The 17,580-nt window shown below is 62.8% G+C and carries 17 protein-coding genes; 8 read left to right on the top strand and 9 right to left on the bottom strand.

Annotation, left to right across the window (positions count from 1 at the left end; all coding sequences use genetic code 11):
* Positions 1-251 precede the first annotated feature (251 nt).
* Complete coding sequence (locus tag G3O01_RS36470) at positions 252-1,067, bottom strand: class I SAM-dependent methyltransferase (protein ID WP_205811863.1); 816 nt, start codon at positions 1,065-1,067, stop codon at positions 252-254.
* 107 nt (positions 1,068-1,174) lie between these two features.
* On the opposite strand from G3O01_RS36470, the gene G3O01_RS36465 reads away from it, so the two are divergent.
* Together G3O01_RS36465 and G3O01_RS36460 are read left to right on the top strand one after the other, a co-directional pair.
* Positions 1,175-1,543, top strand: coding sequence for a metalloregulator ArsR/SmtB family transcription factor (locus G3O01_RS36465; RefSeq protein ID WP_205811862.1), 369 nt, complete (start codon positions 1,175-1,177; stop codon positions 1,541-1,543).
* Positions 1,515-2,006: an SRPBCC family protein gene (locus G3O01_RS36460; protein ID WP_205811861.1), complete on the top strand. Its 492-nt coding sequence runs from the start codon at positions 1,515-1,517 to the stop codon at positions 2,004-2,006. Before G3O01_RS36465 ends, G3O01_RS36460 begins: the two co-directional genes overlap by 29 nt.
* 28 nt (positions 2,007-2,034) lie before the next feature.
* On the opposite strand, the gene G3O01_RS36455 is transcribed toward G3O01_RS36460, so the two are convergent.
* Positions 2,035-2,997, bottom strand: coding sequence for a homocysteine S-methyltransferase family protein (locus G3O01_RS36455; protein WP_205811860.1), 963 nt, complete (start codon positions 2,995-2,997; stop codon positions 2,035-2,037).
* A gap of 160 nt (positions 2,998-3,157) precedes the next feature.
* Here G3O01_RS36455 and G3O01_RS36450 point away from each other — a divergent pair, with 160 nt between their 5' ends.
* On the top strand, positions 3,158-4,195 hold the full coding sequence (locus tag G3O01_RS36450; RefSeq protein ID WP_205811859.1) for a helix-turn-helix domain-containing protein: 1,038 nt from the start codon (positions 3,158-3,160) through the stop codon (positions 4,193-4,195).
* Positions 4,196-4,205: 10 nt separating this feature from the next.
* On the opposite strand, the gene G3O01_RS36445 is transcribed toward G3O01_RS36450, so the two are convergent.
* Positions 4,206-6,206 (bottom strand): CoA transferase, encoded by a 2,001-nt coding sequence (locus G3O01_RS36445; RefSeq protein WP_205811858.1) that lies wholly within the window; start codon positions 6,204-6,206, stop codon positions 4,206-4,208.
* 174 nt (positions 6,207-6,380) lie between these two features.
* Between G3O01_RS36445 and G3O01_RS36440 the strand changes: the two genes are divergently transcribed.
* Positions 6,381-7,283 carry a LysR substrate-binding domain-containing protein gene (locus G3O01_RS36440; RefSeq protein WP_205811857.1) on the top strand — a complete coding sequence of 301 codons (903 nt, stop codon included), beginning with the start codon at positions 6,381-6,383 and terminating at the stop codon, positions 7,281-7,283.
* 5 nt (positions 7,284-7,288) lie between these two features.
* On the opposite strand, the gene G3O01_RS36435 is transcribed toward G3O01_RS36440, so the two are convergent.
* Together G3O01_RS36435 and G3O01_RS36430 are read right to left on the bottom strand one after the other, a co-directional pair.
* A complete protein-coding gene (locus tag G3O01_RS36435) occupies positions 7,289-8,092 on the bottom strand; it encodes an enoyl-CoA hydratase-related protein (protein WP_205811856.1) in 804 nt (267 codons plus the stop codon).
* A gap of 10 nt (positions 8,093-8,102) precedes the next feature.
* Positions 8,103-8,870, bottom strand: a complete 768-nt coding sequence (locus G3O01_RS36430; protein WP_205811855.1) for an SDR family NAD(P)-dependent oxidoreductase — start codon at positions 8,868-8,870, stop codon at positions 8,103-8,105.
* A 324-nt stretch (positions 8,871-9,194) separates the two neighbouring features.
* On the opposite strand from G3O01_RS36430, the gene G3O01_RS36425 reads away from it, so the two are divergent.
* Together G3O01_RS36425 and G3O01_RS36420 are read left to right on the top strand one after the other, a co-directional pair.
* Positions 9,195-10,502, top strand: coding sequence for an MFS transporter (locus G3O01_RS36425; protein WP_205811854.1), 1,308 nt, complete (start codon positions 9,195-9,197; stop codon positions 10,500-10,502).
* Between the two features lie 59 nt (positions 10,503-10,561).
* A complete protein-coding gene (locus G3O01_RS36420; protein WP_205811853.1) occupies positions 10,562-11,734 on the top strand; it encodes a thiolase family protein in 1,173 nt (390 codons plus the stop codon).
* Positions 11,735-11,802: 68 nt separating this feature from the next.
* Here the strand turns inward: G3O01_RS36420 and G3O01_RS36415 are convergent, their stop codons facing one another.
* Positions 11,803-12,804 carry a fatty acid desaturase gene (locus G3O01_RS36415; protein ID WP_205811852.1) on the bottom strand — a complete coding sequence of 334 codons (1,002 nt, stop codon included), beginning with the start codon at positions 12,802-12,804 and terminating at the stop codon, positions 11,803-11,805.
* A gap of 18 nt (positions 12,805-12,822) precedes the next feature.
* Positions 12,823-13,878: a sugar ABC transporter substrate-binding protein gene (locus tag G3O01_RS36410; RefSeq protein WP_205811851.1), complete on the bottom strand. Its 1,056-nt coding sequence runs from the start codon at positions 13,876-13,878 to the stop codon at positions 12,823-12,825.
* A gap of 154 nt (positions 13,879-14,032) precedes the next feature.
* Between G3O01_RS36410 and G3O01_RS36405 the strand changes: the two genes are divergently transcribed.
* A complete protein-coding gene (locus tag G3O01_RS36405; protein WP_205811850.1) occupies positions 14,033-15,064 on the top strand; it encodes a LacI family DNA-binding transcriptional regulator in 1,032 nt (343 codons plus the stop codon).
* A gap of 12 nt (positions 15,065-15,076) precedes the next feature.
* Here the strand turns inward: G3O01_RS36405 and G3O01_RS36400 are convergent, their stop codons facing one another.
* Positions 15,077-15,967 (bottom strand): LysR substrate-binding domain-containing protein, encoded by an 891-nt coding sequence (locus G3O01_RS36400; RefSeq protein ID WP_205811849.1) that lies wholly within the window; start codon positions 15,965-15,967, stop codon positions 15,077-15,079.
* 114 nt (positions 15,968-16,081) lie between these two features.
* On the opposite strand from G3O01_RS36400, the gene G3O01_RS36395 reads away from it, so the two are divergent.
* The gene (locus G3O01_RS36395) at positions 16,082-16,507 is read left to right on the top strand and encodes a VOC family protein (protein WP_036002078.1); all 426 of its coding nucleotides are present in this window, start codon (positions 16,082-16,084) and stop codon (positions 16,505-16,507) included.
* Positions 16,508-16,513: 6 nt separating this feature from the next.
* Here the strand turns inward: G3O01_RS36395 and G3O01_RS36390 are convergent, their stop codons facing one another.
* Entirely contained in the window at positions 16,514-17,569 is a 1,056-nt protein-coding gene (locus tag G3O01_RS36390) for a LacI family DNA-binding transcriptional regulator (RefSeq protein WP_205811848.1), read from the bottom strand.
* Positions 17,570-17,580 lie beyond the last annotated feature (11 nt).

The following is a 17,580-nucleotide window of genomic DNA, read 5'->3' as shown; positions in this document are numbered from 1 at the left end:
CAACGAGGCCGCAGCCGTCAGCGCTGCAATGGCCACCATCTGAATGATTCGCTTTGACATAGTTCAGTGATTAGTTTTTGAGACGGCGCCGAGTATAACTGTCTGTATGAAAGGCTTTCGTAACACCGGTCAATCCTACCCGTAAGAGGTGTAACAATTTCCGCTCGGCGGGCGGCGCGAGGCCCGTCAGATAAGGCGCAGCGGGTTTTGGCGCGATCGTTCCTGCCAGCGACACACACTATTTCAGGGCTTCAGCGTTGCGCGATGACGACGTGCGCTTGAAGTTTCCCGCTGATTTCGCTATTGCCGAAACGTGCGCGCAGCGCGGCGGCGCAGGCGGACGTCGCTTCCTCGAGGCTTGCGCCAGTGCGGGCCTCGATTTCCCCGCGTAACGGCGTGCCCTGGCAGAACGCGATTGCGGCTGTATCGGCGGAATCGGCATGGGCGCGTTTCGCGAGAGTTTCGATGCGCGGCGGCGCAGCGAAACCGCCATCCGCGAGGTCGCGCGCAATGATGTTCGTGTCGTAGTAGCCGTGCGGCACGCGCTGCATGAAGCGCGGCGGATCCGCCTCGAACAGTTCGGCGAGCCTGGCCGACACCGTCGCCGTGATGTCGTTTTCCTCAATGCGATCCCACACGTTGAAAATCAGCGCGCCGCCGCTTCTCAGCACGCGCCGCGCTTCGGCAAACGCGCGCGCCTTGTCGGGGAAAAACATCGCGCCAAACTGGCAAACGACGAGATCGAAGCTCCCATCGTCGAATGGCAGCTGCGTGGCGTCGGCCTGCTGCCAGGTCACGGGCCTGCGCGTCCCGAGTTTCGACGCGGTGTCGAGCATCGCCTGATTCAGGTCGGTGGCGACGATCCCGACCTGTTCAGGCAGCCGCTGCGCCATCGCTCGCGTGACGACGCCCGTGCCGGCCGCAATCTCCAGCACGCGCGACGGGCTGGCAGCAACCGCCCGGCCCGCGAGATCGCGTGCATAGGGCTCGAAGATCATCGGCACGAGGTAGCGCTCGTAGATATCGGGGATCGAGCCGGTGAAGCCTGTGTCGTTGAATGGACTCATTGCGCGCCTCCCTGTCGCGCGATTGACGCGACGCGTTTTTGACAGCTTAGCGAGCGCACTGCGCGCCCGCCTCATCTTCATGCTTCTTTTGCCCTATACTTAGCCACATGGCTAACTATCACACAGCAGTCAGCGAAGTGTTTCAGGCGCTGTCCGATCCGACGCGGTGCGAAATCGTCAGCATGCTCGGCAACGGCGCGCAGACGGTGTCGGTGCTGGCGCAGCCGTTCGACATGGCGCTGCCGTCGTTCATGAAACACCTCGCCGTGCTGGAGAAGAGCGGCCTGATCCGCTCGCACAAGACCGGGCGCACGCGCACGTGCGAGCTGATGCCCGCGAGGCTGTCGGAAGTCGAAACGTGGCTGGCGGCGCAGCGCGCTGCATGGGAAGCGCGCTCGGACCGCATGGTCGAATTCGTCGAACGTCTTCATCAGGAGGAGCAGGCTCATGTCAACAGAACGCGCGCAAAGCGCTGACACGAACGATCTCGTCATCACACGCGTCCTGCGCGCACCTGTGGCCGCGTTGTGGCGCGCGTGGACAGAACCGGACCTGTTAAAGGAATGGTGGTGCCCGAAGCCCTGGACCACGGAAGTGCGTGCCTTCGATCTGCGTCCGGGCGGCGCCTTCCACACCTTCATGCACGGCCCCGACGGCGGCACGAGCGATAACCCCGGCTGCTTTCTGGAGATCGTTCCGCAAGCGCGCATCGTATTCACGTCGATGCTCACGGCAGGCTGGCGTCCCAACACGCCGTGGCTCGGCTTCACCGCCGACATCACGATGTCCGCAGAAGGCGCCGGCAGCCGCTATGTCGCGCAAGTGATGCACCCCGATGTGGCGACGCGCGACCGGCACGAGCAGTTGGGCTTCTTCGACGGCTGGAATACGTGCATCACGCAGCTCGACGAATTCGCGCTCACGCTGGCGCGGGCGTGAGCGCCGCCTCGCGCTGAATGTGAGAGCGTCAGGCAGGATCCGCAGCGAGCGCTAACTTCATCGCGCGGCAAATCTGCCCGACATGCCGATGATCCGTCCCGCAACACCCGCCCACCACGGTCATACGCGGCAGCAGATGACGTAGCGCGCCATAGCTGCGGCCGAGTTCCTCGGGATCGCCGTCGTCCAGATCCGAGGCTTCGTCGAGTTCGGCGTGGCTGCGCTTCGACGCATTGGCCCGCACGCCGCGAATGCGCTCACGCCACGCGCCCGCGTCGGCGAGCGTCGACGCGAAATGCGACGGGTGCGCGCAGTTGATCAGGAAGTAAGCCGCGTAGCCGTTCGTCGCGGTGTCGGTGCGCGCAATTGCGTCGGCGAGCGACTCGCCCGACGGCAAGCGTCCATCCGTCTCCAGCGTGAACGCGATGGCGACAGGCATCGCGCACGCATGCGCCGCCTGTATCACGCCGATCGCTTCTTCCGCGTAGTTGATCGTGAAAGCAGCCACCATGTCGGCGTCCGACGCGGCGAAGACCTCGATTTGCGGCCGATGATAAGCGCGCGCTTCGCTCGCGCTCATGCGCACATCGGCGCGATAGCCGTCTCCACGCGGACCGAGATTGCCGCTGATCACGATGGGCGTCCCCGCCGTTTCATAAGCGGCACGAACACGCGCCAGCAATGCGATTGCGCGACGGTTCGCATCGGCGAGCGACTCTGCCGTGTAGCCGAGCTTGCCGGCCCAATCGGGATTCGCGCGCCAGGTCGGCGATTCCAGCACGAGGCCCACCCCCTCGCTGCGCGCCAGCGCCGCGTAGCGCGTGAAATACCGCTCCAGCATCGCCGTGCCGTCGTCATCGCGCAGCAGCGCAAAGGCGGCGAAGCATGGCAGGTCGATGCCGTCATGAAAGATCAGCGTGGTTTCGAGTCCGCCGTCCGTCATGAACAGGGAATCGGCGAGTTGCGGCAAGCGCTGGCGATATTGGCTCATGGAAGCTCCTTCGGTTGATCGCGCATCTCGCCACGGGACATTTGTGGACCTGGCATAAACGCGATCCTTACACTTAAATTACATCTACGACGCCGTCACGATACGGCGAACGCGCGCTTGCGACTAAAGCGATATCGGCCACGAACGGGACGAATCGGCCATGAATGTGAAGACCTGCACGTCCGTGCGCGTCGCCATCCTGGCGATGCCGGAAACCTCGGCTTCCGTGGTGTACGGCATGTACGACATGTTCATGTCGGCGGGGAGGGACTGGGGTCTGATCGTCGACGGTGCGCCGGGCGTTGCGCCGTTCGTGCCGCAGGTGGTCTCGCGGCACGGCGCGCCGCTGGTCGCCGCGAACAATGTGCGCATCGCGCCCGACGCGACGCTCGACGCCTGCATTCAGGCCGATGTCGTGTGCGTGCCCGAGTTGCTGGTCGCGCCGGGTGAAGCACTCGAAGGACGCTTCCTTGAAGAAATCGATTGCCTGCAGAGGTGCTACGCCGACGGCAAGATTCTGGCCACGGCCTGCTCGGGCGCGATCCTGCTCGCCGAAGCCGGTCTGCTCGACGGATACGAAGCGACCACGCACTGGGCCTACTGCGATCTGATGACGCGCCGCTATCCGGCCGTCAAGGTGCGCAGTCACCGCGCGCTCGTCGCATCGGGCGACGGGCAGCGCCTCATCATGGCGGGCGGCGGCACCTCGTGGCTGGACCTCGCGCTGTATCTGATCGCGCGGCTCGCGGGCGTGGAAATCGCGATGCAGACGGCGCGCATCAACCTGGTGGTGTGGAACGACGTCGGCCAGCAGCCGTTTGCGCGGCTGGCGCGCACGCGCCAGGTCGAGGATGCCGTGATCGCACGCTGTCAGGCGTGGATCGCGGAGCACTATGCCGAGGCGTCGCCCGTCGCGGCGATGGTGCAGTTAAGCGGCTTGCCCGAGCGCTCGTTCAAGCGGCGTTTCCAGCAGGCGACAGGCATGTCGCCGCTCGTCTACGTGCATACACTGCGGCTCGAAGAAGCCAAACAGATGCTCGAATCCAACCAGCAGCCGATCGAAGCAATCGCCAACGAAGTCGGCTACGAAGACGCGAGCTTCTTCAACCGGCTGTTTCGCCGCAGTGTGTGTCTGACGCCGGCGCAGTATCGGCGGAAGTTCGGTGCGATGCGTCATGCGCTCGATGGGCGCGCATAGCGGACAGGCGTCAACTGTCTCCCATCTCGAACACCGCGCGGGCCGTCCTGTTGCCCGCGTATTTCAAAGGCGCGCCGGGCACGGCGCGAACGCGTGCCGGCGTGCGCGACAACCGGTACGGCACCTTGAGAATCGGCCAGAAGCCACCGTTCGCATCGCGAGCGACGCTCAGCACGTCCGCGAGGAAATCGCCGTCTTCGATCAGTTCATGAACGCGCGCGACGGGCACCGCACTAACGTCCATATCGCCAAGCGCCGCGACGGCAGACGCCCGCGTGAGCGAACCACACCGCGCCTGTTTTGCACAAGCCGCCAGCGCGTCGGCATCGAAACGTTCATCGCATTCGAGCCATACATGTCCGTCGATACACGCAACGGCCATCCCTTCACGCGCCCGATTGCCCGCTGCAAACAGCGCACACCACGCGGCCACGTCCTGCATCGATATTTCGACGAACGTTCCCGCTTGCCGCGCAGGATCTGCGAGGCGCGCGACGATGGCCAGCAGCGCGGCCTGCCCGCCGAGAATGTCCGCGCCCGACGCGCCGAGCTTCACCGGCTCGCCGTTGCTGCGTGTGAGGTCCATGAGGCCGCCCATCGCCTGAATGACGGTGTCGAACGCAGGCCGCGCGGGATACGCGGACGCAATGCCGAAGCCTGAAATCGAGCAATAGATCAGACGCGGGTTGATCGCGCCGAGCGCCTCGCGATCGAAGCCGAGCTTCGCGAGCGCGCCGGGCCGCAGGTTTTCGACGAGCACGTCGGCATCGGCGAGCAGTGTGCGCAGATGCGCGCAGTCCGCCGCCTGCTTCAGATCGAGCGAGAGCGTCTGCTTGTCCGTGTTGTTCAGCGCGAAGAAGTAGCTCGTGCCCGCCTGCCCCGGCGACCATGAGCGCGCGACTTCTCCTTCGGGCGGCTCGATTTTCACGACCTCGGCGCCGAGCGCAGCGAGATGCTTGCCGACCAGCGGCGCCGTCGTGTATTGACCGATCTCGACGACCTTGATGCCGGCGAGCGGGCCGCTACCGGGTGTTCGCGTCATGCTCTGAAGATTCGTTCGCGGCGCGGCGATAGCGGCTTCGGTCAGACTCGCCATCTCGAAGATCGACACCTGCCGATAGGTTTCGGCATCGACGCCAAGCGCGTCGATCTGCGCCGCCGCATCCGCATGCCGCATGCGAAAGTTCGGCTCGCCCGACAGCCCCGCGACGGACACGATCGGCCCTGCCGCCACGCCAATCCGTTCGCACAGTTGCGAACATTCTTCCGTCGACAATGTGGACGTCCACGTTTCGATCAGCGCATCGAGCTCGTCGACATTCGCTACGCGCGTCCGCAATGTGGCGAAGCGCGCATCGTCGAGTTGCGGCACGCGAGCCACGCCTTTTATCTTGCGCCACTGCTCTTCGGTGCTGGTGCAGATGAGCACCCAGCCATCGCGCGTCCGGTACGCATTCCACGGCGCGCACGCAGGATGGCGATTGCCGACGCGGCCCACCGTGCCCTGCGCGAATGCGGCGGGCAGAAACGTCGTGAGCGCGCTGGCCGCGCAACCGAACAGCGTCACGTCGATGTTCTGCTTGATGCCGTGCACGCGCTTCACGCGCACTGCCGCCGCGATCGCCGCGCTTGCATACAGCGCCGCCGACATCTCCGTGAACGGCACGCCGATGCGCACCGGCTCGCCATGCGCGAAGCCCGTTGTGTCCATCAAGCCGCTGATCGCCTGGATCTGCGCGTCGGACGCACGCATGCCTGCACGCGCGCCTTGCGGTCCCGTCGCCGTGATGTCGCAGACGATATGCTCGCCCGCCGCCTTCAACCCGGCAATAACGCTTCTCTGCTTCACCTCGCTCACGTCCGATGAAACGACGATCACGTCATACGCGAAGCCGCCGGACGGCTGCGCCTGCGCAAACGTAACCTGCGCGCCCGCGCGTTCGAGCAGCGTCGCAGCGAGTCGTACGGCGTCACGTGCGCCCCAGGCCAGAATTCGCACACCGTCCAGCATGGTTGTCTCCTTGAGTCTCACAGATAGCCTTTGAATCAACGATACGTCGTGCAACAGACACGCTCAAACGACATTTGCTGCGCACTCGATTGAGTTTTGCTGAGTCAAATGCAGACCGCTTTCTACGTAGCTTCCCCGGCATGCGCCACGCAAACCGCGTGCTACCATTTTTCGATGCGAACCCTTCCGTCACTCAACGCGTTGCGTGCCTTCGAGGTCTGCGGACGGCTGCTCAGCGTGCAGCTCGCTGCCAACGAACTCAACGTCACGCCTGCCGCTGTCAGCCGGCAGATCAAGCTGCTCGAAGATCAGCTCGGCGTGCTGCTGTTCGAGCGCGGTCATCGCGCGATCGCGTTGACGCCGATGGGCGAGCGCTATCTCGCCGACATCGTGCGCGGCTTCGAAACCATGCGCACCGCGACCATCAATCTCACAGAAGCGCGCCGCCGCCGCACGCTGAAGATTCGCGGCTACACGACGTTCTCGATGAACTGGCTGCTGCCGCGCCTTTCGACGTTTCATCGCGAGCATCCGGATATCGAAGTGAGTCTCACGACCTCGCTGCAACCCGTCGACTTCAACACCGAAGACGTCGATGCAGCGATCCGTCTTTCGCATGCGCCATCGTCTGATTTCGGTTTCGACCGCCTCGTGCCGAACGAACTCGTGCCCGTGTGCAGCCCCGAGTTTCTGGGCGCACATCCCGATCTCACCGACGCCACGCCCGAAGCGCTGCGCAACGTGCCGCTGCTGCACTCGCTCGCGCGCCGCGAAGACTGGGCCAAATGGCTCGACGCGGCAGGCGTGCGCGGTGTCAATCCGTTGAGCGGCCTGAGTTACGAAAGCTCGATCCTCGCGTACTTCGCAGCGACGCAGGGCGTGGGCGTCGCGATGGCGCAGCGCGTGCTCGTCGCCGACCAGTTACGCGACGGCACGCTTGTGATGCCCTTTTCGTTCGTGCTCGATCAAGGCGCGTTCACGTACTACCTGATCTATCCGCGCGAACATCTGTCGAGCCCCGAGTTCGCCACGTTTCGCGACTGGCTGCTGTCGATTGGCGAAGCGCCTGCCGTCTGACGTTTCTAGCGGCCTTTGAACTGCGGCTTGCGCTTTTCGGCGAATGCCTTGCGACCTTCCACGCGATCTTCCGAATCGCGCATCGCGCCCCACGCCAGTTCGGTGAATTCGAGCGCCTGCGCGAGCGGCACATTGCTGCTCGTCTCCGCGATCTTCTTGATCATCTGCACGGCAAGCGGACCATTCGATGCAATCGCGTGCGCGAGTTCGAGCGCCTTGTCCATCAGCGCTTCCGGCTCGGCGACATCGGACACGAGGCCGACGCGCTCCGCGTAAGCCGCGTCGATCTTGCAGCCTGTCAGCAGCATCTTCATCGCAATCGCGGACGGCACGGCTTTTTGCAGCGCCTGAATGCCGCACACGGCGGGAATACTCGCGACGACGGCTTCCGGCAAGCCGAATACCGCGCGGCTCGACGCGACTCTCAAGTCGCATTGCAGTGCGAGTTCCAGGCCGCCGCCAAGGCAATAGCCGTTGATCGCGGCGATGATCGGCTTGAAGATGCGCAGTGAACTGAGATCCATCAGGCGCACGTAGATGCCTTCAGCGGCCGCGCGCTCGATTGGACGCACGAACGACGAACTGAAGCTCGTCGAAGGCGGCAACGTATTCTTCAGATCCGCGCCGACGCAGAACGACTTCCGCCCTGTGCCGGTCAGCACGATCACGCGTACGTCATCGTCGTCGCGTGCTTCTTCGAGCGTGGCGCGCAAGGCCTTGAGGCTGTCGAGATCGAGCGCGTTGAGCGCTTCCGGCCGATCCAGAGTCACGGTCGCGACGTGATTCGACACACTGTAGTGAATCGTCATGATGTGCTCCTCAAACGCTTGGCGACGACAGCGAACGGCCGCCGCACACATAGAGCGTTTGCCCCGTGACGTACGACGCTTCGCGCTGCGCGAAGAACAGCACGGCCTGCGCGATATCGTCAGGCGTGCCGATACGCTGCACGGGCACCGACTTTTTCAGGCGCTCCTGCAAATCCGTATCAAAGGCCTGAAAAAGCGGTGTATCGACGATACCCGGCGCAATGGCATTGACCGTGATACCCGCACTCGCCCACTCCAGAGCGAGACTGCGCGTGAGACTCACCACACCGCCTTTCGCAGCCGAGTAGTTCGATTGCCCGACACCGCCCAGCCACGCGCGCGACGAGATGTTCACGATCCGCCCGTAACGCGCAGCGCTCATATGCGCGAGCACCGCGCGGCAGCACAGAAACTGCGACTTCAGGTTCACGCCGATCACGGCATCCCAGTCGTCGTCGCTCATCTTCGTGATGCGCTTGTCGCGCACGATGCCCGCGTTGTTCACCAGCACGTCGATACGGCCAAACCGTTCGATGACCGCATCGACTGCCTCGTTGACGGACGCGCTATCCGTGACATCGACGGGCAGTCCGATCACATCAGCGCCTTCAGCGGCCAACGCGCTCGCCGCGTGATCGAGCGCGCTGCGGTCGAGATCAAAGAGCGCGATACGCCGGCCCTTGCGCGCCAACGCCGCCGCAATGCCGAAGCCGATCCCTTTCGCGCCGCCCGTAACGATGGCGACCTCGGCGGCCGGGTTGTGAAGTGATGCGCTCATGACGTGTCTCCATGGAATGAAAAGTCTGTGCGTTCCATGCTAGGGCGCGCGCCACGCCTCGTTCAAACGACTTTTTTCAACGCTTCGATTGACTTGCGCTCAATCGAAAACACACACGCACGCCCACAGTGCGTCGCGCCGTCGCTGCAGAAAATATCAATCGAAAGCGCAAAAAAAGTCGTTTGCGTGGCCTGTCTGGCGAAACCTACGATGCGTCCATGTGCCGGACCGACTGACGGAACCCATGTTCGAACGATACGTCCGGCACCTTCCACACGCGTCACGCAGCCAACACGCGTTCACCACAAGAGACACGGAGACAACATGGACACCATCCTTCCGGGCGTCGCCCACGAATCCGCCGACACGCCGCTCACGCGAGCGCAGAAGAAGGCCATCGTCGCGGCGACCCTCGGCACGATCGTCGAATTCACCGACTGGATCATCTACGCGACCTTCGCCGCGCTGTTCTCGAAGCACTTCTTTCCGGCGAACAACGATCGTGTGTCGTTGCTGTCGGCGTTTGCGGTGTTCGCCGTCGGCTTCGTCATGCGGCCGATCGGCGGCGCGCTGCTCGGCGCATACGCCGACCGGCATGGCCGCAAGAACGGCCTCGCGTTGTCGGTTGCGCTGATGGCGGGCAGCTCGCTCGTGATCGCCGTGTGTCCCGGCTATGAATCGATCGGCATCGCGGCGCCGCTGATTCTCGTGTTCGCGCGGCTTATTCAGGGCTTCGCGGCGGGCGGCGAGTTCGGCTCGGCATCGACCTTCCTGATGGAATCGTCCGCGCCATCGCGGCGCGGCTTCGCGGGATCGTGGCAGCACTTCGCAGTCAACGCAGGCGTGCTGGTGGCCGCGCTGATCGGCGCGATCCTCACGTCGCTGATCGATCATACGGGCATGGCGACATGGGGCTGGCGCGTCGCGTTTGCGATCGCAGGCCTGCTTGGCTTCGTCGCGCTGTGGGTTCGCCTTGCCGTTGCCGAAACCGATGCGTTCAGGAAGAGCGCCGCGACGCATCAACGCACGCGTCATCCGTTTCTCGTGATCGTGCGTGAGCATCGGCGTGCGGCGCTGCGTGTGATCGGCATCGCGATGGCGGGCAATCTTTGCATCTATCTGTGGCTCGTGCTGTTTCCGACGCTCGCTCATTTGCGCACTGGTCTGCCGCTGCACGACGCATTCAACGCCAGCGTGATTTCGATCGTCGTCTCGCTGGTTGCGATTCCGTTCATCGGCAAGTTGTCGGATCGCATTGGACGCAAGCCTGTGCTGCTCACCTTTGCAGGCGGCTCCGCACTGTTCGCATGGCCCGCGCTGCATTTCCTCAGCAACGACTTCTGGACCGCTACCGCGATCGTCACCATCGGCATGTTGTTGTCGTCGGGTTTTGCGGCGACGTGCGCAACGGTGATGGCCGAACAATTCCCGGCGCGGGTTCGCGCAACGGGTGTCGCGCTGCCGTATGCGATTTCGGCGGCACTGTTCGGCGGCACGTTGCCGTACATCGTCACCGCAATGTCGAGTTCGGGTCTGTCGCAATACCTGTGGGTCTATGTCGCGGTGGTTTGCGCGGTAGGTTTCGTCGTCTATGCGCGGATGCCGGAGACGCGCGGAAAGGTTCTCGATTGAGCGTCGCACCGGTTCGCACGTCGTCGCAGAGTTTGGAAGTTCATCAATTGGAGGCAGCAATGCGCAAGGTCGTAATTGGCGGCGTCGGCATGACGTCCTTTGGCAAGTTCCTGGAGCGCAATCTCAAGTCGCTCGCTGAAGAAGCAGTCGCACTCGCGTTGAAGGATGCGCGCGTCACCGTGAATGATGTCGATCGCGTGTTCTTCGGCAATGCGGCGGCAGGTGTCGTCACCGGACAGGAAATGATTCGCGCGCAGTCATCGCTGCGCAATACGGGGCTCGACGGCAAGCCGATGTTCAACGTCGAGAATGCGTGTGCGTCGGGCAGTTCCGCGTTGAACCTCGCGTGGCTTTCCGTGGCTTCCGGACAGGCGGAAACGGCGCTCGTGGTCGGTGTCGAAAAGCTCACGCATGAAGACAAGGCTGTCTCGTTCGGTGCATTCGCCAGGGCCGTCGATCTCGAAGAGCCGCTGCCCGAAGGCGTGACGACGGGAACGGGCTCGCTCTTCATGGATCTCTACGCGGCGAAGGCTCGCAAATGGATGGAGAGGACGGGCGCAGACGCGAGCGACTTTGCACGTGTCGTCGTCAAGAGCCGCCGCGCCGGGTCGCTGAATCCGCATGCGCAGTTCCGCAATGAGACGAGCGTCGAAGAAGTTCTTGCGAGCCGGATGGTCAGCGATCCGTTGACGCTTTTCATGTGCTCGTCGATCGGCGACGGCGGCGCGGCCGTGTTCATCTGCTCGGAAGAATTCGCGGCGAAGCGTGATGTACGCCCCGTTTTCATTCGCGCGAGTTCGATCGTGTCGGCGAAAGCGGATGGATCGGGTGAACTGGTCGCCGTGCGTGCTGCGAATGAGGCCTATGAGCAGGCGGGCATCGGACCTTCAGATGTGCACGTCGTCGAGTTGCACGATGCGTCCGCGCCGGCCGAACTCATTCACTACGAGAACCTCGGCCTGTGTGCGCCTGGTGACGCACCGAAGCTGATCCGTTCCGGCGATACGGATATCGGCGGGCGGATTTCGGTGAATCCGAGTGGCGGGTTGCTGTCGCGTGGTCATCCCGTTGGGGCGACGGGTGTTGCGCAGATCGTCGAACTTACGCAGCAGTTGCGCGGCAAAGCGGGGGCTCGCCAGCGGCCGGGCGCGAAGGTGGCGCTGGCTGAGAATAATGGCGGTCAGCTGGCTGGGGATTCGGCGGTGGCGTTGGTCACTATTCTGTCGACCTGATCTAAGGCTCCATGAACATCGCGCCGCACGAAGCATGCGGCGCGATATCCTGATTTCAGCACACGCTCTCAAGCAACCGCGTTACCCCGCTTTCCAACCGGCAACTCTCGCACCACGACATACTCCGGATCGCGCCGCTGCTTCGCGAAGATCGTCAGTATTTCGTGCCACGCAGACCACAAACCCGGATACGGCCTGGGCATCTGCGAAGCAAGCGCCTCATGAAAATTCGGCAGCGCATGAAACGGCACGCTCGGAAACATGTGATGCTCGATGTGGTAATTCATGTTCCAGTACAAGAAGCGGACAACAGGATTCAGCCTTACCGTACGACTCGACACGCGATGATCGAGCACGTTCTCCTTCAAGCCAGTGTGTTGCGTCAACGCGCAAAGCTCGTGCAGCCAGGTTCCATAAGCACGCGACACGAACAGAAACACGATCGGCAGCCAGCTATGCGCAAGCACGGCCCATACGAACACGGCGACATAACAGGCCAGCAGAACGCGCGAGTTGTCGCACATCTTCCTGTACTCCGCCTCGGGCACGACTTCTTTCGCGCCCTTCGCGACAATGCCGAAGCTATGCAGAAAGATCGCGCTGAGAAACTGCACGCCGTGCGACACGCGAACGAAATCCGTCGCCAGCTTCAGGTAGCTATGCGGGCGGCTCTTGAACGCCAACTCGGGATCTTTATAAGGCGCTGCCGTCAGATGCGTATACGTGTGATGCTTCGCATGCAGCCAGCGGCTATACACCTGCTCGCGCCATGACATGAAGCAGATCACCCAGTAGACAGCTTCGTTCAGCCAGCGCGTCTTGAACACCGTGCCGTGTCCCAGTTCATGCGCGGCGGCCTCGCTGAACGCGAACACGGTACCGTACAGCAGGAACGCAGGGATCGCCCACATCGTGCCGAGCGACATCCACGCAAGCACGCCTGTCGCGATGACCAGAGCGAAGAAACCGCCCGCTTGCGCGAGACCGCGTGCATCGGAGCGCGTCGAGAAATCCCTGAGCGCCTTGCGGTCGATGTCGACGCGGTGCCACGCGTTCATGTCGATGTTCATTGCGTTGTCCTCGAACGGTTAGCGGTACGAGCCCGCGTACTTCTGCACGGGCGCGATGTTGTCCTTCGTGACGAAGCTCGGCCCGGAACTGACCGTCGATCCCGTATAGACCGGCTTCAGATCGTATCTGGCGAGACGCGCGGCGACTTTCGCGTCGCCCTTCAAGGCCGCGACGATACGGGCCGGATCATTGGTCTTGTCGCGGATCGCAATCGCCATGGCTGCGACGGACAGATAACCCTGCAGATACGGCTGCTGATCGATGGCGAAGGCGATCTGCCCAGTCTGGATCGACTTGAGGATGTCGGGCGAAAGATCGAACGTCGCGACATAGAGCTTGCCGCTCATGCCCGCGTCTTTCACGCCGCGCAGCACGCCTGTCGCCTGATCGGGACCGAGCGCGAGAATCGCCTGCGTGCCCGGATGCGACCGCAAATAAGCCGCCACCTTGCTTTCGATCACCGTGGGGTCTTCGCCGCTATCCATCGTCGACTTCTTGTAGTCGACGCCCAGTGCATCGGCGAAACCCTTGCAGCGGTCCCACAAGGCCTGAATATCGGCGCCGTGATTCACGCACAGAAAGTCGTGGATGCCCGCTGCCTTCGCCCGCTCGCCCGCGGCCTTGCCGGCTTCGTATTCAGGCTGCCCGATATGCAGCAGCGCGCCGAGCTTCATACCCGCATCAGGCCCGCCATTGATCGTCACGAGCGGAATATGCTTCGCCTTCACGCCCGTCAAACCCTTCTGGATCATCTCGAAGTTCGGCACTGTCGTGATCACGCCCGAGTAGTTGCGCGCCGCCGCCTGCTCGAGAATGCGCACCATGTCGCCGGTGTCGCCTGTGGGCGGATTGCGGTAGTCGACGGGCACGTTGAAATCTTCGCTTGCGTCGCGCATGCCGTTCTTCACAGTGTTCCACCAGACATTCGAATCCGAGCCGTGGCTGACCATCACGAAGCGCTCGTCGGCGGCCGCGCTGTTCGCCGTGAAGCCGGCGACGAGCGTCAGCGCCGCAATCGCGGCTGCAATTCCTTTCGCCGCGCGCCTTGCTGCACGGAATGTGGGCTTGTCCATGATGGTTGTCTCCTGACATGGGATTGGAATGACGGAATGCGCTGCAGGGTCTTTATCGATGTCGCCCGTTCGCTTCCGGTGCATAAAATCTAGTTGATCGAATCTCCGCTCTCAAACGGTTTGTTGAGGACATTTCCTCAAACTGGAGAACCGCATGAACGTCCGACGAAAGCCGACGATGGAAGATGTCGCGAAGGCCTCAGGTGTCAGCTATGCGACCGTCGAACGCGTGCTGAACGGACGTGGCGGCGTGGCGCGCGAGAAGGAGTCGCGCGTGCTCGAATGGGCGCGCAAGCTGAAGATGGATCGCGCGCTCGATGAAGTGTCGGTGCGCTGGCTGCGCATCGCGATCCTGACGCAACAGCCTTCGTCGCCGTATTACGTTGCGCTGCGGCAGGGTTTCGAACTTGCGCAGAAATCGTTCGAAACGCATCGCGTGGTGTGTCATCTGACCTTCTTCGACGATCTCGAACCGCAGTCGCTGGCGGCGGTCATCAATCGTGCTTCGCAGAAGGCGGATGCGATGATCGTCGTCGCCTATGAGCACAGCGTGGTGGTCGACGCGATCTCGCGCGTGGCAAGCAAGATTCCTGTCGTGACGCTCGCGAGCGATCTGCCTGACACGGGAAGGCTCGCGTATGTCGGCATCGACAACCGCTGCGCGGGGCGAACGGCGGGCGAACTGATGGGCCGTTTTCTCGGCCGCGATGGCGGCCAGGTCATCGTGATCGCAGGCTTGCGCACGTATCTTGGCCATGAGGAACGCGAAGCCGCATTCCGCTCGGTGATGCGCCGCAAGTTTCCCGCGTGCGACGTAGTGGCGACTGTCGAAAGCCGCGAAGACGAAAAATCCACTGAGCGTCTGACGCGCGACGCGTTCAAAAAGTACCCTGATTTACGAGGTATTTACAACCTGTCGGTCGGCGATGAAGGCATCGCCCGCGCGCTAAAGGCGTTGAAGCGCGAGCATTCGACCGTGCTGATTGGTCACGAACTGACGCCGATCAGCAGAGCGTTGCTGATAGAAGGCGTGATGGATGCGGTACTCGACCAGAGTCCTTTTGTCGAAGCGGTGCGCGCAGTGGAAGTGATACTCGGCCATTACAATCGCGGCGCGCCTTCAGCTCTGCCGCTGCAAACGCCGATGTCGATCTATCTGCAGGAAAACCTGCCGCCTGCGTCCTGATTGCCGCGCGTTTCAGCGATCTTCAGCAGCAGGCTTCTTGCGCGCCTGCGCTTCGAGCAACTGCAGCAGCGTTTTGACAGGCTCGCTCAAATGCTGCGGCGCGCGATGCACGAGGCCGATGTCGCGATGAAACGTGTGATGCCCGAGATCGACGGCACGCACTTTCGCAGGCCAGCGCCGGTAGGTCGCCGTTTGCGGCACGATCGCCACGCCAACGCCGTTCTCGACCAGCCTGACGATCGCTTCGAGTTCGTCGAGTTCGCACACTTCACGCACGGTGAAGTGCATACGGCGCAAAAACCGGTCCACTTGCCGTCCGCCAAACGACGCGCGGTCGTAGCGAATGAACGGCTGATCCGCGAGCAGTTCTGCCCAGTCCTTGCCTTTCACGCCGCGCGGCACGATCAGCCTGAACGGCTCCTGTGCAAGCGACGTCCAGCGCAGATCGCTCTGAAACGAAAACGGCGGACGAATGATCGCGGCGATATCGATCTCGCCAGCGTCGACCAGATTAATCAGTTCCATCGACAGACCGGGCAGCACGCGCGTGCGACATCCCGGACATTGCTCATGAAAGCGCGCCAGCGCGTCGGGCAACCACGTGCGCTGCACCGACGCGATCGCGCCGATATTCACGCGCACACTGGCCGTCGTTTCCGCAACTGTCGAACTGAGGTTGCTGTAAAGCCTGACGACTTCCTGCGCCTGAACGAGAAGCTGCTGGCCGGTCGCGTTCAGACGCGCGGTGCGTCCTTCACGGTCGAACAGTGCAAAGCCCATTTCCGCTTCGAGCCGCTGCATCTGCGCGCTGACTGCCGCTTGTGTCAGCCCGATCCGGTTGCCGGCCGCAGCGAAGGTGCCTTCCTGCGCGACGGCAATCAACGTCTTCAGCTCGCGAATCATTGATCAATTCCATTTGTGTTTGGCAAAATTATATATTGATTTTATTTTTCAATTCCGTCGCATACCATCTGCCATTCGTGCGACATGCGAGCGCCCCACATGGAGAAAAATCCAATGAGTCTTTCCCCTTTTCATCTGGCCATCCCTGTTTATGACCTGCCCGCCGCGCGTGACTTCTACGGCCGCGTGTTCGGTCTCGAAGAAGGCCGCTCCAGCGCGCAGTGGGTCGACTTCAATTTCTTCGGCCATCAACTCGTGATTCACGAGCATCCGAAAACAGCGTCGCAGGAGAGCGTGCACAGCAATCCCGTCGACGGGCACGACGTGCCCGTGCCGCATTTCGGCGTCGTGCTGGGATGGGATCAATGGGAAGCGCTGGCGGAGCGTTTGAAATCGTTCGGCACGAAGTTCGTGATCGAACCGTATATCCGCTTTCAGGGGCAGGTCGGCGAGCAGGCCACCATGTTCCTGTTCGATCCGTGCGGCAATGCGCTCGAATTCAAGGCCTTCAAGGATATCGGCCAGCTGTTCGCGAAGTAACGCGTTTCACGGCAGGTTCTCGCGCAACACGATGCTGAACTGGACGGGCTTCACGCCGTCCAGCGCGTCGCGCCCTTCATGCACGTTGCGGAAAATCTTCAGGCAGTTGCCGACCATCGCCTGCGGCGTCTGCGTGATCAGCGCATCCATCGTTCCGTCGATCAGCAACGCGCGCGTATCCGGCGTCAGCCCATGGCCGACAAACAGAATCTTCTGCTCGGTCTTCGCTTCGACGATCGCGCGAGCCACGCCGTCCGAGCCGCCGCCGCTGTTGTAGATGCCCGCCAGATCGGGATGCTGCGCAATCAGATTGCGCGTCTGCACGTAGTTGCGCTCGCTGTCGTCCTGCCCTTCGCGCAGGCCGATCACCTTCACTTGCGGGAACGTCGATTCGATCAGATGCAGAAAGCCGATCTCGCGTTCCTCATGCCCGCGATAGTTGAGGCTGCCCGCCAGCATCGCGATCTTGCCCGCCGGACGCGGCCCCATGAAGCGGCCCAGCAGCAGCGCCGCCGTGCGCCCCGCTGAACGGTTGTCGATACCGACATACGCGAGCCGCCGCGAATTCGACAGGTCGGAAATCAGCGTAATGGCGGGCACATTCTGATCGGCGAGCGCATTCACCGCGTCGCGCACGACGGGATGTTCTAGCGCCATGAACACCACGCCGTCCGCGCGCTGACCATAATGCAGCAGACGCGCGGCAAGCTCGCTCGGATTGAAGCTCTCCACGTAATGCACGCGGCAACGCACACCTTGCGCAGCCCACTGGTTGTGCGCGAACTCGATGTAGTCACCCAGCATCCGCAGATAGCGGTTCGTGCCGGCAGGCACCAGAAATTCGATCTTCAGCGGCTTTGCAGGCTTTGCTTCGGGCGTTGGCGCTTCGATCACATAGCCTGCCTGCGCGGCTGCCTGCATCACGCGGCGCGCCGTCATCGGCCGCACGCCTTCACGGCCGTTCAGAACGCGATCGACGGTCGCCGTCGACACGCCCGCCGCAGCAGCGATGTCCGCGATCCGCGCGCGAGGCGGAAAGAGAGGAATGGGCGCGTCAGCCATGCGGGTTCCTG

Origin of the sequence: Burkholderia sp. Ac-20365 (assembly GCF_017104715.1) — a bacterium.
In the GTDB taxonomy this organism is placed as follows: Bacteria; Pseudomonadota; Gammaproteobacteria; order Burkholderiales; family Burkholderiaceae; genus Paraburkholderia.
Note: the sequence above shows the minus strand (reverse complement) of the source record. Positions and strands in the feature narration are given on the sequence as shown.

Coding starts and splice junctions, on each gene's coding strand:
- G3O01_RS36470 (WP_205811863.1), bottom strand. CDS start 1,067: ATGAGTCCATTCAACGACACAGGCTTCACCGGCTCGATCCCCGATATC.
- G3O01_RS36465 (WP_205811862.1), top strand. CDS start 1,175: ATGGCTAACTATCACACAGCAGTCAGCGAAGTGTTTCAGGCGCTGTCC.
- G3O01_RS36460 (WP_205811861.1), top strand. CDS start 1,515: ATGTCAACAGAACGCGCGCAAAGCGCTGACACGAACGATCTCGTCATC.
- G3O01_RS36455 (WP_205811860.1), bottom strand. CDS start 2,997: ATGAGCCAATATCGCCAGCGCTTGCCGCAACTCGCCGATTCCCTGTTC.
- G3O01_RS36450 (WP_205811859.1), top strand. CDS start 3,158: ATGAATGTGAAGACCTGCACGTCCGTGCGCGTCGCCATCCTGGCGATG.
- G3O01_RS36445 (WP_205811858.1), bottom strand. CDS start 6,206: ATGCTGGACGGTGTGCGAATTCTGGCCTGGGGCGCACGTGACGCCGTA.
- G3O01_RS36440 (WP_205811857.1), top strand. CDS start 6,381: ATGCGAACCCTTCCGTCACTCAACGCGTTGCGTGCCTTCGAGGTCTGC.
- G3O01_RS36435 (WP_205811856.1), bottom strand. CDS start 8,092: ATGACGATTCACTACAGTGTGTCGAATCACGTCGCGACCGTGACTCTG.
- G3O01_RS36430 (WP_205811855.1), bottom strand. CDS start 8,870: ATGAGCGCATCACTTCACAACCCGGCCGCCGAGGTCGCCATCGTTACG.
- G3O01_RS36425 (WP_205811854.1), top strand. CDS start 9,195: ATGGACACCATCCTTCCGGGCGTCGCCCACGAATCCGCCGACACGCCG.
- G3O01_RS36420 (WP_205811853.1), top strand. CDS start 10,562: ATGCGCAAGGTCGTAATTGGCGGCGTCGGCATGACGTCCTTTGGCAAG.
- G3O01_RS36415 (WP_205811852.1), bottom strand. CDS start 12,804: ATGAACATCGACATGAACGCGTGGCACCGCGTCGACATCGACCGCAAG.
- G3O01_RS36410 (WP_205811851.1), bottom strand. CDS start 13,878: ATGGACAAGCCCACATTCCGTGCAGCAAGGCGCGCGGCGAAAGGAATT.
- G3O01_RS36405 (WP_205811850.1), top strand. CDS start 14,033: ATGAACGTCCGACGAAAGCCGACGATGGAAGATGTCGCGAAGGCCTCA.
- G3O01_RS36400 (WP_205811849.1), bottom strand. CDS start 15,967: ATGATTCGCGAGCTGAAGACGTTGATTGCCGTCGCGCAGGAAGGCACC.
- G3O01_RS36395 (WP_036002078.1), top strand. CDS start 16,082: ATGAGTCTTTCCCCTTTTCATCTGGCCATCCCTGTTTATGACCTGCCC.
- G3O01_RS36390 (WP_205811848.1), bottom strand. CDS start 17,569: ATGGCTGACGCGCCCATTCCTCTCTTTCCGCCTCGCGCGCGGATCGCG.